Annotated in this window: 12 protein-coding genes; 5 read left to right on the top strand and 7 right to left on the bottom strand. The window is 37.9% G+C overall.

Going from position 1 to position 14,911, the window contains the following annotated elements:
* Nucleotide 1 precedes the first annotated feature (1 nt).
* Nucleotides 2-2,281 (top strand): phosphoenolpyruvate--protein phosphotransferase, encoded by a 2,280-nt coding sequence (ptsP, locus tag TYM08_RS05635; protein WP_422381990.1) that lies wholly within the window; start codon nucleotides 2-4, stop codon nucleotides 2,279-2,281.
* Nucleotides 2,282-2,345: 64 nt separating this feature from the next.
* Here ptsP and TYM08_RS05630 read toward each other — a convergent pair whose 3' ends face one another.
* Nucleotides 2,346-4,007, bottom strand: a complete 1,662-nt coding sequence (locus TYM08_RS05630; protein ID WP_422381989.1) for an alpha-glucosidase — start codon at nucleotides 4,005-4,007, stop codon at nucleotides 2,346-2,348.
* A 111-nt stretch (nucleotides 4,008-4,118) separates the two neighbouring features.
* On the opposite strand from TYM08_RS05630, the gene gloA reads away from it, so the two are divergent.
* The 4 genes from gloA to TYM08_RS05610 are packed head-to-tail and all read left to right on the top strand — an operon-like array spanning nucleotide 4,119 to nucleotide 7,155.
* On the top strand, nucleotides 4,119-4,544 hold the full coding sequence (gloA, locus tag TYM08_RS05625; RefSeq protein ID WP_422381988.1) for a lactoylglutathione lyase: 426 nt from the start codon (nucleotides 4,119-4,121) through the stop codon (nucleotides 4,542-4,544).
* Nucleotides 4,545-5,444, top strand: a complete 900-nt coding sequence (locus TYM08_RS05620; RefSeq protein WP_422381987.1) for an SDR family oxidoreductase — start codon at nucleotides 4,545-4,547, stop codon at nucleotides 5,442-5,444. It abuts the gene before it with no gap.
* On the top strand, nucleotides 5,438-5,944 hold the full coding sequence (moaC, locus tag TYM08_RS05615; protein WP_422382814.1) for a cyclic pyranopterin monophosphate synthase MoaC: 507 nt from the start codon (nucleotides 5,438-5,440) through the stop codon (nucleotides 5,942-5,944). The genes TYM08_RS05620 and moaC overlap by 7 nt, the downstream gene beginning before the upstream one ends.
* Entirely contained in the window at nucleotides 5,941-7,155 is a 1,215-nt protein-coding gene (locus TYM08_RS05610) for a hypothetical protein (RefSeq protein ID WP_422381986.1), read from the top strand. Before moaC ends, TYM08_RS05610 begins: the two co-directional genes overlap by 4 nt.
* A 97-nt stretch (nucleotides 7,156-7,252) precedes the next feature.
* Here TYM08_RS05610 and cysG read toward each other — a convergent pair whose 3' ends face one another.
* The 6 genes from cysG to TYM08_RS05580 form a co-directional block, all read right to left on the bottom strand.
* Nucleotides 7,253-8,623 carry a siroheme synthase CysG gene (gene cysG, locus TYM08_RS05605; RefSeq protein ID WP_422381985.1) on the bottom strand — a complete coding sequence of 457 codons (1,371 nt, stop codon included), beginning with the start codon at nucleotides 8,621-8,623 and terminating at the stop codon, nucleotides 7,253-7,255.
* Between the two features lie 139 nt (nucleotides 8,624-8,762).
* On the bottom strand, nucleotides 8,763-10,043 hold the full coding sequence (serS, locus tag TYM08_RS05600) for a serine--tRNA ligase (RefSeq protein WP_422381984.1): 1,281 nt from the start codon (nucleotides 10,041-10,043) through the stop codon (nucleotides 8,763-8,765).
* A gap of 53 nt (nucleotides 10,044-10,096) precedes the next feature.
* Complete coding sequence (locus TYM08_RS05595; RefSeq protein WP_422381983.1) at nucleotides 10,097-10,504, bottom strand: fluoride efflux transporter FluC; 408 nt, start codon at nucleotides 10,502-10,504, stop codon at nucleotides 10,097-10,099.
* A complete protein-coding gene (locus TYM08_RS05590; RefSeq protein WP_422381982.1) occupies nucleotides 10,501-11,805 on the bottom strand; it encodes a replication-associated recombination protein A in 1,305 nt (434 codons plus the stop codon). The genes TYM08_RS05595 and TYM08_RS05590 overlap by 4 nt, the downstream gene beginning before the upstream one ends.
* Nucleotides 11,805-12,545, bottom strand: coding sequence for a LolA family protein (locus TYM08_RS05585; protein WP_422381981.1), 741 nt, complete (start codon nucleotides 12,543-12,545; stop codon nucleotides 11,805-11,807). Before TYM08_RS05585 ends, TYM08_RS05590 begins: the two co-directional genes overlap by 1 nt.
* Nucleotides 12,546-12,561: 16 nt before the next feature.
* Nucleotides 12,562-14,907 carry a DNA translocase FtsK gene (locus TYM08_RS05580; RefSeq protein WP_422381980.1) on the bottom strand — a complete coding sequence of 782 codons (2,346 nt, stop codon included), beginning with the start codon at nucleotides 14,905-14,907 and terminating at the stop codon, nucleotides 12,562-12,564.
* Nucleotides 14,908-14,911: the final 4 nt, after the last annotated feature.

Genomic DNA, 14,911 nt, shown 5'->3' with positions numbered 1-14,911 from the left:
AATGTTAACGATTTTACGCAAAATAATTCAAGAAGTATCAAACGCAGGAAATCTTGACGCGATTCTGCATTTGATTACTTCACGCGTAAAACAAAACCTAGAAGTCGATGTATGTTCTTTATTCTTATTTGATTTTGAAGAACGTCGTTACGTATTGATGTCGACCGATGGTTTAAATAAACGCGCTATCGGCCAAGTATCTTTAGGTGAAACTGAAGGTATTGTAGGGTTAGCAGGTTCTCGTGAAGAACCTATTAACCTTGAAGATGCTCAAAACCATGCTGAATTCCACTATCTTCCTGGTCTTGGTGAAGATAAATTTAAATCGATGCTTGCTGTACCAATTATACATCAACGTAAAGTGTTGGGTGTTTTGGTTATTCAAAACATTGATACTCGTAAGTTTAATGAATCTGAAGAAGCTTTCTTAGTCACCCTTTCAGCCCAAATTGCAGGCACGATTGCGCAAGCTGAAGCATCAGGTGTGGTTGAAGGAAAGCATTTCTCGGGTCAAATTGCTTTTAACTCTCGCTTTGATGGTGTACGTGGCGCATCTGGTATCGCAGTGGGCATTGCTTACGTTTGTACTCCATCTGCAGATTTAAAATCCGTATCCTTAACAAAAGCCATAACCGATATTGACACCGAAGAACAAGCTTTTATGAAAGCGCTCGATGCAGTTCGTGAGGATATCTCCAAAGCTGGAGAGCGTTTAGCAGATGCATTACGACCTGAAGAACGTGCATTGTTTGATGTCTATTTAGGTATGTTAGAAGATCACGCACTTGGTGGAGAAGTGGTGAAACGCATTCGCGAAGGCAATTGGGCTCAAGGCTCATTATGCGAAGTGATTAAAGGTTATGAGCAACATTTTAATGAAATGGAAGATGCGTATTTACGAGAACGCGCCTCGGATATTCGTGATTTAGGTCAACGAGTTTTAAGCCATTTACAAAAAAACCATTCAGCTCCAACAGAAATCCCTTACGGTGCGGTTGTCATAGGTGAAGAAGTTAACCCCTCCATGCTTGGAGAGTTTCAAGCACGTAATGTGGTTGCCTTAGTGTCCATGCAAGGCTCTGCCAATTCTCATATAGCCATTTTATCCCGTGCAATGGGTATCCCTACTGTTATGGGGGCCGTGGATTTACCGCTTCGCGCTTTAGAAGGTAAAGAGTTAGTCGTTGATGGTTATTCTGGCCATGTTTATGCGAATTTAACCGATGAAAAACGTAACTTATTCTTACAATTAGTTGAAGATGAAAAGCTCCTAGTTAAAGGATTGGAAAATCTAAAAGACAAGCCAGCCATCACAACTGATAATCATAAAATGTCATTAGTTGTGAACACAGGTTTAATGAGTGATGTTGTACGCTCACAAGATTTAGGTGCTGAAGGTGTTGGTTTATATCGTACCGAAGTGCCGTTTATGACATTTGGTCGTTTCCCTTCTGAGATTGAACAAGCAGAAATTTACCGCCAACAATTATCAATCTTTGCCCCTCACCCTGTGACTATGCGCACATTGGATATTGGGGGAGATAAATCTTTACCCTATCTACCAATTGTGGAAGACAATCCATTTTTAGGGTGGCGCGGTATTAGAATCACACTGGATCACCCTGAAGTCTTTTTGGTTCAACTTCGCGCTATGCTTCGAGCAAGTGAAGGGTTAAATAATCTAAAAATCATGCTACCTATGATCACTTCTATTAGCGAGCTTCAAACTGCTAAATATTTAATTCATCGCTCCATTAATGAATTACGAGAAGACGGATTAGAAATTGTTGAACCAGAAATTGGAGTAATGATTGAAGTACCCGCAGCGGTTTATCAAGCTCATCATCTTGCAAAAGAATGTGATTTTTTATCCGTTGGCTCAAATGATTTAACTCAATACATATTGGCTGTCGATCGAAATAATCCTCGTGTGGCTGAGTTATATTCATCGTTACACCCTGCTGTATTGATGTCATTTAAACATATAATTGACCAAGCAAAATTAACAAATACACCTGTAAGTGTCTGTGGTGAAATTGCAGGTGATCCGGTTGGAGCAATATTGTTAATGGGCATGGGATATCAAAAGCTTTCAATGAATGCCGCAAGTTTATTGAAAATAAAAGCGGTCATCCGTGAAACCTCTTTAACTTTTGCTCAACAATTAGTTGAAAAAGTAATGAAAGTCGACGATGAGTCTATTGTACAAGCAATTGTAAAAGCAGAATTGAAACGCTCTGGAATGAATCTCAAACACTTTGGTATTCGAGATAGTAATTAATTAAATCCGTAGCAATAAAAAAGCCCCTTAACTGTACAACAGTTAAGGGGCTTTTTCGTGAAAGTTACAACTGACAAACTTTCACCTGCCAAGGTGCCAAAGTATTTTTGCCCGTTTCCAGCAATGCAAAGGATTTAGGAATTGCCATTAATTGACATTCATAATGTGTCGCATCGATAGTTTGCTCTTTATTTGATAAATTAATCGCACACAACAATGTTTGTTTATCATTTTTACGAACAAAAAATAAAACATCCTCAGGACCGTCAATAAATTCCATATCACCATCAAGCAATACTTCATGCTGTTTACGCCAATTTAAAATATCTCGATAATGATGCAAAATCGCTTCAGGCTGTAATTCTAAAGCCTCTACACTATTTTTAATGTGACTCGATGCTACAGGCAACCATGGCTTCGCAGTAGAGAAGCCACCATTTGGTTGATCCGTTGTCCAAGCCATAGGTGTACGACACCCATCACGACCTTGATATTCAGGCCAAAAAGTTAGCCCATAAGGGTCAACCAAATCTTCATAAGTTAACTTAGCCTCGGTAAAACCTAACTCCTCACCTTGATACAAACATACCGAACCACGTGCCAAGGTTGTACTGGCCAAATATGCCAAACCGCGTTCGATATCTTTTTGATTATTAGCATCATAATCCGTTTGCTTTTCAACTGTGCCTTTATCGGCCCAACGAGTCATGACTCTTTGAACATCATGATTACCTGTTGACCAGCAAGGCCAACCATCCAATAATTTTTCTTGATGTCTTAAAATCGTACCTTTTAAAAATGGTGCTCCTTTTTCTTCGGTTAATAAATCAAATGAATACGCCATGTTTAATTTATTATTACCACTTGTATAAGCAGCCATAGTTTCAATGGAATGATCACAACCAATCTCACCTACTGTAGCACTGCCTGGGTATTGATCTAATAGTGAACGAAATTTTTCTAAAAAGCGTACATTTTGAGGCTGGCTTTTATCGTATTTATGCATTTGAAATCCGTATGGATTATCAGGTCGCACCCCAATAGCCCCTTCGGTTACTTCAACTCTTGGTGGATTATTACGAAGACGTTGATCATGAAAATAAAAATTCACTGCATCTAATCTAAATCCATCCACACCGCGCTTTAACCAAAATTCAGCCGTATCTAATGACGCTTGTTGCACTTCAGGGTTATGGAAATTTAAATCAGGCTGACTGGTAAGAAAGTTATGCAAATAATATTGCTTACGACGAGAGTCCCAAGTCCAAGCGGCACCGCCAAAAACTGACTGCCAGTTGTTTGGTACACTGCCATCGTCATTTGCATCAGCCCAAACAAACCAATCGGCTTTATCATTGTTATCACTTAAGCGGGATTCTTTAAACCATTTGTGTTCATCTGAACAATGACTCAATACTAAATCGATCATTATTTTAAGATTTAATGAGTGGGCTTTTTCAATTAAGACATCAAAATCAGCAAGACAGCCAAAAATAGGGTCCACATCGCAATAATCTGAGATATCGTAACCAAAATCTTTCATAGGGGACGTAAAAAATGGTGAGATCCAAACAGCATCTACGCCCAAACTAGCAATGTATTCTAATTTACTTGTTATCCCTTTTAGATCACCTACACCAGTACCTGTACTGTCTAAATAACTGCGAGGATACACTTGATAAATGACTGCGCCACGCCACCAATTTGAATTATTTGAAACTGTCATATGCTTGCCTTATTGAAATAATTAGGTTCATTATAGATTGGTTCGAACTTGAGTCTAGAATTTTTTCATCAGCGGAGTATTATGTAGCATTGCAAATCAATTAAGAACCTTATGAAATTTTTACACAGCATGATTCGCGTTGTTGACCTTGACGCCTCCCTTCACTTTTATTGCGATTTATTGGGTTTAAAATTAATCAATCGCCGAGACTTTGAAAACGGTCGTTTTTCTTTAGTGTTTTTGGCAACCGATGAACATCCTGACACACCTGCATTAGAGCTTACTTATAACTGGGATCAAACAGAACCTTATGATAATGGTCGTAATTTTGGTCATTTAGCCTATCAAGTTGATGACATTTATAAATTATGTGATTCGTTAATTGAAAATGGAATTACCATTTTAAGACCACCTAAAGAAGGTCATATGGCATTCATTAAATGTCCAGATGGTATATCAATCGAACTATTACAAAAAGGCGATGATTTACCCATTACAGAGCCATGGGCGTCTATGCCTAATACAGGAAGCTGGTAAATGAATGTCATAATTTTAGGTGCAAGTGGCCAAGTCGGCACGGCATTAATGCGAAAATTTGATGAGCACAGTATTTTTTTTCAAGCATTTGATATTAAACCAAACCTTCCTAGAGTTCACCGATTAGACATTACAGATGTTTTTGCTTTAGAGCGGGTCATTACAGAATCCGATGCGTTATTTGTGATTAATTGCGCCGCACTAAATGATATGCAATACGTAGAAGAACATGCCAAAGAAGCCATTGAGGTGAACACATTAGCCTGTGAAAACATCGCAAAACTATGTGTTCGTACTGACAAGGTTTTGATTCAGCTATCTACCGACCAAGTATTTGATGGAGAACGAAAAGCAGGATACACAGAACGCGATAACCCAAATCCAATTAATCATTTTGGTGTAACAAAACACAAAGCCGAACAAAAAATCATGCAAGTGGGCGGGAATGCCATTATTTTAAGAACCGGAATGATTTTTAGTGAACATGGCAATAATTTATTAAGTAACGTACTGACTTTAGCCAAGGATAACAAAACATTATATTTTTCTGAATTGCATTATTTTAATCCAACCCATAATGTAGATTGTGCCCGAGTCATAGTTGCGATGTTAGATCAAATAAATTGCCAAGCTGATGTTCCGCTTTGGGGAATTTACCATTATGGTGGATCGGATCAAACTAACTTTTTAGAGTTTTCCAAAGCGATTATAAACGGATCCAAAAAATACGATTCAATTATTACAGAACAAGTAATTGCATCTAATCCGACAGTGGCACAATTAACTCATATAAAATATGCAAACCTTAATTGCACCAAACTATTACATACTTTTGGCATTAAGCAATTACCATGGCGACGCGGCCTTCAACGAACATTAAATACGATATACGAATCATGAATCTTACTCACTTAAATGAAAAAGGTCAGGCACACATGGTGGATGTGAGCGATAAAGCCATTACAAGCCGAAGTGCTACAGCACAAGCAATTGTAAGTATGCAAGCTCATACGTTTGAATTACTAGCAACTGGGGGTCATAAAAAAGGAGACGTATTAGCTATTGCTCGTATTGCTGGCATTCAAGCTGCGAAAAAATGTCCGGACTTAATTCCATTGTGTCATCCTATTATGCTGACAAAAGTGACAGTAGATATCGAATTGGATCATTCAAATCACAGCGTAATAATTTTTGCTACTTGCAAAATTGCAGCGCAAACAGGCGTCGAAATGGAAAGTTTATGTGCCGTTAACGTTGCGGCATTGACAATTTATGATATGTGCAAAGCGGTAGATAAAACAATGCGCATTGATCAAATTTGTGTTTTAGAAAAAAGCGGTGGAAAAAGTGGTGATTGGAAATTTGATCCAAATTCATCTCTACCAAGCGATATAAAATGAGATTACTGAAGACACTTTTTAAACGAATATTATTTATTAGTATTCTTATTTTGTTATTTGCAGTGGGAGGTTTTTTTTACTTCACGTCATCCAATGCGACTATCAATAAAAATACTTTAAGTTTTCAACAATCTTTAGAAATCAAAAATACAATCGACACATTTAACAATCGTTATCATATTAATGGGCAAGTTTATGTAATTGAATTCACTGAAGCTCAATTACAAACAGCATTGATATTTTCATTAATTCAAACGTTTAAAAACACAGACACCCGATCAACACTTTTATTAAACCAAGATTCAATAGATTTATCTATCGAACACCCTATTGATTTATACTTTACAACCCGGTACATCCCAGTAAAATTTTCAATTAAATTAAATAACTTTCAAACACCAATTGATTCCATTGAAATAAAACATCATGTTTTTCCAATTTTCACTAAAAACTTTTTTAACAAAAAAATCACCAATCACATTCAACAACAGGGTTTAGAATCAATACTGACTAAAGAAAATATATTTTTAACCGTTTTAGATTCCACATTAATCATTAAATACACTTGGAATGAAAGACTTTCAAATAGTTTAAATCAATCAAACAACCATACAAACACCCAAATTACTAACATTTATATTACTTTTCAAAATCAATTAAAAACAATGGGTAATTCGAAATCCAGCTTACAACAGGCGATGCTAGTTTTATTTAATTTAACCAATCAATTAAAACACCCATCGGATCGAATTGTATTTTGGTCTGTTTTATTTGCAAGTGTTGACACTGCGCAAGCAAACCGTTTATTAAATTTGAATTTAAATTCACCATCAGTGAAGCTTACTTTACAAAACCGATATGATTTGGCAAAACACTTTATTTACTCCGCTTTTTTAGAGCAAATCGGTGGCAGTAATTTTTCAGAATATATGGGAGAAGTAAAAGAAAATAACGACGCAACTACCCGTGCGACTAAATTTAGTTACAGCGACGTCATGGCCAATCAAGCAGGGATTGTATTTTCGGATGTTTTATTTAATAAAATAAAATCAAATCAACAAGGTGATTTTTTTATTAACGTATCAACTAGTAAATTAACTTTAGAAGATGATTTATTTGAAGACGGGATCGAAGCGCCTGCTAAATCCAAACAATCTTTTGAGATTGAATTGATAAAACAAGCCCTTTGGAAATTACCCATATATCAATAATTCCCTTATCAATTTTATTACCATTCTTGAAAATTCGTAACGTTTAATACAAAGAAAATACATTAACTTTAAACACTTAATTCAAAACAAATAAATCTTACCCTCGCCAAGCAAGCTTCTCACGCAACTTCACTACTTCGCCAATAATAATTAATGTCGGAGCTTGGATTTTTTCGTTTTGGATATCATCAGCCATAGTTTCTAATGTGCCTGTCCAAACTTTTTGATCTTTAGTGGTGCCTTTTTGAATCAATGCAATCGGTGTTTGTTTGGGTTTGCCAGCTAATATCAACTGCTCACAGATAATTCGCAACGATTTTAAGCCCATGTAAAACACCAAGGTTTGATTACCGTATTGATATTCATGCCACGGCAAATCAGATGTTCCGTTCTTTAAATGTCCTGTAATAAAACGAACTGATTGTGAATAGTCACGATGAGTTAACGGAATGCCTGCATAACTTGAACAACCTGCGCCTGCGGTAATGCCTGGCACCACTTGAAATGGGACACCTTGATCAAATAACAATTCGATCTCTTCGCCACCACGACCAAAAATAAATGGATCACCGCCTTTTAAGCGAAGTACACGCTGGCCTTTTTTCGCTTCATCGGCCAATAACTGATTAATATCACCTTGAGGCACTAAATGCATGTCGCGCTCTTTGCCGACATTAATTTTTTTCGCATCAGCTGGAATCATGTTTAGAATTTCTTGGGACACTAAACGATCGTATAACACCACTTGAGATTGCTGAATTAAACGAAGCGCTTTAAAAGTTAATAACTCAGGGTCACCTGGACCTGCCCCTACTAAATACACTTCGCCTTTGTGTTTATATTCATCGGCCTTTTCAATTAAGTCATCAACTTCTGACAATGATAATTGATCGCCATCCATTAATTTTTGCCCTGCTATTCCATGAAACAATGACTGCCAAAAATATTTACGTTGTTCGGTTTTGAATCGTTTCTTAATTGTGCCTGCGTTTTCGCTGGCAAACTGAGCCAAGTTAGACACACCAAACGGAATGCGTGCTTCTAACCATCCACGTAATAAACGAGTTAATGTGGGTGTCACGCCTTGACTGGTTAATGCTAATTGAAACAATCCACGCTTGATAATCGCAGGAAAAATCACATCACCTTGCAAACCATCAAACGCACTGTTGATTAAACAACCGCCGCGTTGCGCGTCTTTTAACGCTGTTTGGTTTGCTTCATCGTTATCGGTAGCAATCACTACTAATTTATATTTTGATAAATCCATGCTCGCATATGGCTGTTTTATGATTTCAACATCTCTCATTTGTTCGATTCGAGCGTCAATATTCGATGCAATCACGGTCACAACCGCGCCAGCTTCAACTAATTTTTCAACTCGGCTGGATGCAATATTACCTGCCCCAATCACTAAACATGGTTGGCGGGTTAAGCTGATTGATAATGGAATGTATGATTGAGACATGTAAATCACTATTTAAAAATAAAGCGCGATTTTAGCAAATACGACGGCGTTAGCCAATTTATGATATTCATTATTCTCGCTTTTCTTCAAGCCAAAAAAAAGACTGCGAAAGCAGTCTTAATTTTATCAATTTTTTAGCTTATAAAAAATCAACACCACCCATATAAGGTTTTAACACTTCTGGCACGGCGATGCGACCATCTGCTTGCTGGTAGTTTTCTAGAATCGCTACTAATGTACGACCTACTGCTAGGCCTGATCCATTTAATGTGTGTAGCAATTGTGTTTTACCATCTTCATCACGGTAGCGTGCACTCATTCTACGTGCTTGGAAATCCCCCATGTTTGAGCATGAAGAAATTTCACGATATTGATTTTGTGCGGGTAACCATACTTCTAAATCGTAAGTTTTGTATGCACTAAAACCAGTATCTCCACCGCATAAAATCACTTTACGGTATGGTAGATTTAAAAGTTTAAGAATATTTTCAGCATCACCGACCAATTTTTCTAATGCAGCATCAGATTCTGAAGGTTTGACGATGTGTAATAATTCTACTTTTTCAAATTGATGTTGACGAATCATACCGCGAGTATCACGACCGTAACTTCCCGCTTCTGATCTAAAGCAAGGTGAATGACACACATACTGAATTGGCAATTCTTTATTATCTAAAATCTTGCCGCGAACCATATTAGTAACAGGCACTTCAGCGGTAGGTATCAAATAATATTCTTGCTCACCTTCTAATTTAAATAAATCTTCAGCAAACTTTGGTAATTGTCCTGTTCCCATTAGAGAATCGGCGTTAACCATGTATGGTACGTAAATTTCGTTATAACCATGCTCGTTTGTATGGGTATTTAACATAAATTGAATTAACGCACGGTGCATTCTTGCCACTGTGCCTGTCATAACACTAAAGCGACTGCCTGTTAATTTAGCGGCGGATTCAAAATCCAGCCCGCCATTTTGTTCACCTAAATCCACATGATCTAACACATCAAAATCAAAAGTGGCAGGTTCGCCCCATTTTAATATTTCTTGATTGTCCTCTTCTGTTTTGCCTTCTGGTACGTCAACGGATGGAATATTAGGAATGTCGTTTAAAAACAGTTCAAGCTCAGCTTGGATTACTTTTAGCGCGTCTTCTTTTTCATCTAATTGCTTGCTGATTTTTGCAATTTCATCGGCAATTTGTGCTTTGGCATCAGTTGGTGACATGCCTTCTTTAATTAACAAACCTACTTGCTTGGATTGACGTTTCTTTTCAGCTTGTAGACTTTCTGTTTCTACTTGAACGGATTTACGTTTCGTTTCTAATTCGTTGAATTTTTCTACGTCTAATGTGAAATGTTTTTTCTTAAGTAAATCCGCAACTTTTTGGGTTTCTTTACGAATCAGTTTTACGTCTAGCATGGAGAATCCTGTTTATTAAAGGTAAGTGTCCAATTCATATTGAACAATTTTAATTATGTTAGTAAAAATTTTGCGATGAATACACCGATCATTAAGGACACAATACTCACAATTAATGTGGAAAATATATAAATACCCCAATGAAATATTTGCCCCTGTTGTAACATCTTAAATGCGTCCAACGAAAAGGATGAATAGGTGGTAAATGCGCCTAAAAATCCAATCATACAAAATTGTCGAATGGCCACTAGCGCTTCGTTTGATGAAGTTAATGCGCTGTATTTTAAATCAAAATACACAAAAGCCAACCCCATAATGAAACAACCTAAACTATTTGCTATAAATGTACCTGTGTACACTCCAAATGGCATCCAAGTTTTATGCACTAAAGTGCCAACACCATAACGCGCTAATGCGCCTGTTGCGCCACCTAAGGCAATGGCTAATATTTGAAAATTCATGATTCGTATCTTTTATTTGGACTTTGTAGGTCTAATTGTTTTAGCCAATCAAGTTTTTCTTTTAACTTAATTTCTAAGCCTCGATCAACGGGTTTATAAAATTCACTGCGTTTGATGTCTTCAGGTAAATAATTTTCGCCTGCGCTATAGGCATGCTCTTCGTCATGACTATAACGATACTGCGCGCCGTAATCTAAATCTTTCATTAGCTTAGTTGGTGCGTTTCTGATATGTAATGGTACATCATAATCAGGCTGAGTTTGAATTTGTTTGCGCACTTGATTGTAGGCATTATAAACGGCATTGCTTTTGGGTGCACAGGCTAAATAAATAATAGCTTGCGCTATAGCTAACTCACCTTCTGGACTGCCTAAGCGAGTTTGCACGTCCCATGCGCTCATAGCTAGATTTAAACCACGCGGATCGGCATTACCAATATCTTCGCTGGCCATTCGCACGACTCGCCTTGCTACATAAATAGGGTCACAGCCGCCATCTAACATTCTGCAAAACCAATATAACGCACCATCTGGAGAGGAGCCACGCACGGATTTGTGTAATGCAGAAATTTGATCATAAAAACGGTCGCCTTTTTGATCAAAACGTTTTGGAGAATGTTCTAACAACCCCGTTACCGATTCAATGTTCACATCATCAGAAGAATCGCAGGCAAGCTCCAATAGATTTAATGCGCGCCTAGCGTCGCCATCAACGGCCTGAGCAATTAATTCTATTGCATCATCACTGATGGATTTATTTTTTAATTGCTCATCATTTTTAGCACGGTTCAGTAATTGAATTAATTCACTTGGTTGAAGCGATTGTAATACATACACTCGAGCTCGAGACAATAATGCCGAGTTTAATTCAAAACTGGGATTTTCAGTAGTAGCACCGATAAACACAAAGGTGCCCGCTTCAACATGGGGTAAAAAAGCGTCTTGTTGAGACTTATTAAACCGATGCACCTCATCTACAAACAAGATTGTTTTACGACCTTGATGCAAACGCATTTTGGCTTGTTCGACCGCTTCTTTTATTTCTTTTACACCAGCCAATACTGCACTGATACTATGAAAATAACACTGAGATTGCTTTGCAAATAATTTAGCCAAGGTGGTTTTACCCACCCCCGGTGGCCCCCACAAAATCATGGAATGTATTTTGTCTTGAGTTAACGCCTTATACAAAGGTTTGTCGCTGGCCAAAATATGTTGCTGGCCGACGTATTCATTTAACGAGTTTGCGCGCATACGTTCAGCTAAAGGGGCAAATTCATTAGTTGTTTCAAATAAATCCATTAGAAAAGCGTTTCATCATAAACATCAATTCCATCAGGTATGGCTAATTCAAACACACTGTCTTTGATTTCAATATTGGTTTGTACATCTGAAAACTCAAAAATTGTTGCCTGCTCTAAATCCGTTTGTATTCGAATAGAATTTAAAACATTGCCTACAAAACTGATATAAATTTGGGCAATTTCACTATTTTCTAATTTTGGTACAAAGGTAAATACGGTTTCACTTGCGTATCGATCGGCACTTATAGCGTAATCGCTTAGTAATAACGCTTCTTTATCGCTTTGCAATAAATCCATCATTTGACTGTTTTGTGCATCCACTTTAGAAATATTCACTTCTTCTAAATCCACATCGTAATCCCATACTTTTTTACCGTTACTTAAAATATATTGCTCGTACGGTTTTTCAATAAGCCAAGCGAATTTCCCAGGTTTTTTTACTTTAAATACACCCGATGAACTTTGCTGTGTTTGGCGATAATTATTAATACTCAGTTGTTCAAATTTTGCTTCCATTGTTTGCATGGAACTGATTATTCCAATAAACAATTGAGTGTCTTGTTCTGAATGATCAATCAATATTTCATTATTGACAGGTGCTTGCGATTCTTGGGCTGGCATTAATGGTGATGGAATTTGAGTTGATTGAATGTTTACATCACCTTGCACACCTGAAAATGCACAAATTGGTAAACATACAGTTAATGCTAATGTCAGTTTTTTTAAATTATTTTTCATGTTGGTTTTTTCCTGTTTAGAATTCTACTGGAGCCGGAGCAATGACTTCTCGTGAACCATTATGACCTGGGCCTGTAATGACCCCTGCCGCTTCCATGGCTTCTACTAAGTTAGCAGCTCGGTTATAGCCAATACGTAATTTACGTTGAACTGAAGATATGGAGACTTTTCTTGTTGTAGTAACAAAAGCGATGGCTTCATCAAACAAAGCATCGGCTTCTGGGTCTTCAGATCGAGGCGCAGCATCGATACCTGCGACGCTTAATTGTTCTTCTGCATCGCCCGCTAAAATTTCATCAATGTAATCTGGGCGTCCGCGCTGTTTCCAATCATCCACAATTCTATGCACTTCATCATCGTCAACGAATGCACCATGGACACGAATTGGTAAACCAGAACCAGGTGGTAAATACAACATATCACCGTGACCTAATAATTGCTCTGCACCGCCTTGATCTAAAATTGTTCTTGAATCGATTTTGCTGGAAACCTGAAACGCCATTCTGGTCGGTACGTTCGCTTTAATCAAACCTGTAATCACATCCACAGATGGACGTTGAGTTGCAAGTATCAAATGAATCCCCGCTGCACGCGCTTTTTGTGCGATACGTGCGATCAACTCTTCCACTTTTTTTCCTACCATCATCATCATATCGGCAAATTCATCAATTACGATCACAATGGAAGGCAGTTTTACTAAAATTGGATGAACAGAACCATCAATATGTTGAGCCGGATCCCAAAGTGGATCCTTTAAAGGCTCACCATTTTTTAATGAATCGACAATTTTTTTGTTTAAGCCTGCCATGTTACGCACGCCTACTTTAGACATTAATTTATAGCGTCGTTCCATCTCGCCCACAGCCCAACGCAAGCCGTTAGCGGCATCTTTCATATCGGTAATTACTGGTGTTAATAAATGGGGGATACCTTCATAAATTGCCAATTCCAACATTTTTGGATCAACCAAAATTAAACGAAGATCCTCTGGTGTTGATTTGTATAAAAGTGAACACAACATGGTATTCACCCCGACCGACTTACCGGAGCCTGTTGTACCTGCCACTAATAAATGTGGCATTTTAGCCACATCAGCAATCACTGGCGCACCACTAATATCATGGCCTAACGCAATGGTTAAATGGGATTTAGCCTCATCAAACATTTTAGTTTCCAGTACTTCAGACAATCTAACAATTGCTCTGTGCTCATTTGGCACTTCAATCCCAAGAACGGTTTTACCTGCAATCACTTCTACCACTCGTACACTAACCATTGCTAACGAGCGCGCTAAATCCTGAGACAATCCTGAAATCTTACTGGCTTTCACTCCTGGAGCTGGCTGAATTTCAAATCGGGTAATGACTGGTCCAGGCGCCACAGAAACCACCTCAACCGAAACACCAAAATCTTTTAACTTGATTTCAAGTAAACGCGACATGGCCTCTAACGACTCTGCACTATACCCTTGGGTTTGGTCATTATCCGCTGGATGCAATAAACCTAATGAAGGTAACTCACCTTCAGGCTTGGAAGTTTCTTCAAATAAATCAAGAGGGGACTGTTTTTCTAATTCGATTCGAACAGATTTTTCAGCTTTTGGTTTTAAAGGTGCGATGCGAGGTGGCTCTTTTCGCTTTGGCTGCTCTGCAATTCTTATCTCGACATTGCTTTTACGTTGTTCTAATGCTGTTTTTTGATTATTTATCTCAACACGCTTTAAACGATAGCTTCTAATTTTTTGCGCAAACCATTTAGCAATACCAATTGTAATATCGCCAGTTTTATCAATTACATTTAACCAAGATATCCCTAAACTTAATGTGAGTCCTGCAAGTAACAACACAAAATAAATCATGGTTGTACCTAATACACCCAAAGTACTTAATGCCCCTTGTGAGCTTGCAAGTCCTAAAATTCCGCCGGATGAATTCACATTAGTTTCAATAAAATGCATTGTTGCTAATGCGCAAGCAGACAACACAGCAACGCCGCCCCCTAAAGCACGCAGCGCAACCATCTTAAAATCAATTTGGCCACTTCGATTGCGTAAAATTACGGTTTGAAAAGTATGGGATAAAAATAAAAATGGAAATAAATAAGACACCACACCAAATAAACTGAAACAGGCATCAGACAATTTAGCGCCAAATGAGCCTAACCAATTTTGTACTATTTGAGAGTCACCAATATGCGACCAACCAGGATCATTTGCGTCATAACTGACTAAACATAAAAATAAAAACACACCTGCCAACAGGAAAATTAGTGCAGATCCTTCTTGAATACCAAGCTCAATTCGATTAGTAACGGCCCGATGTTCTGTAGATTGCTCTTCATTGAGTTGATTGTTTACTGACACAAAG

The sequence above is a fragment of the Marinicellulosiphila megalodicopiae genome (assembly GCF_045862395.1).
GTDB lineage: Bacteria > Pseudomonadota > Gammaproteobacteria > Pseudomonadales > Natronospirillaceae > Marinicellulosiphila > Marinicellulosiphila megalodicopiae.
The sequence above is the reverse complement of the archived record's forward strand: the minus strand, read 5'-3'. Positions and strand labels throughout refer to the sequence as shown.

What these genes read in the sequence shown, in the direction of transcription:
- ptsP (WP_422381990.1), top strand. Translation starts at nt 2, where the DNA reads ATGTTAACGATTTTACGCAAAATAATTCAAGAAGTATCAAACGCAGGA.
- cysG (WP_422381985.1), bottom strand. Translation starts at nt 8,623, where the DNA reads ATGTCTCAATCATACATTCCATTATCAATCAGCTTAACCCGCCAACCA.
- gloA (WP_422381988.1), top strand. Translation starts at nt 4,119, where the DNA reads ATGAAATTTTTACACAGCATGATTCGCGTTGTTGACCTTGACGCCTCC.
- TYM08_RS05595 (WP_422381983.1), bottom strand. Translation starts at nt 10,504, where the DNA reads ATGAATTTTCAAATATTAGCCATTGCCTTAGGTGGCGCAACAGGCGCA.
- TYM08_RS05590 (WP_422381982.1), bottom strand. Translation starts at nt 11,805, where the DNA reads ATGGATTTATTTGAAACAACTAATGAATTTGCCCCTTTAGCTGAACGT.
- TYM08_RS05610 (WP_422381986.1), top strand. Translation starts at nt 5,941, where the DNA reads ATGAGATTACTGAAGACACTTTTTAAACGAATATTATTTATTAGTATT.
- serS (WP_422381984.1), bottom strand. Translation starts at nt 10,043, where the DNA reads ATGCTAGACGTAAAACTGATTCGTAAAGAAACCCAAAAAGTTGCGGAT.
- TYM08_RS05630 (WP_422381989.1), bottom strand. Translation starts at nt 4,007, where the DNA reads ATGACAGTTTCAAATAATTCAAATTGGTGGCGTGGCGCAGTCATTTAT.
- TYM08_RS05620 (WP_422381987.1), top strand. Translation starts at nt 4,545, where the DNA reads ATGAATGTCATAATTTTAGGTGCAAGTGGCCAAGTCGGCACGGCATTA.
- TYM08_RS05585 (WP_422381981.1), bottom strand. Translation starts at nt 12,545, where the DNA reads ATGAAAAATAATTTAAAAAAACTGACATTAGCATTAACTGTATGTTTA.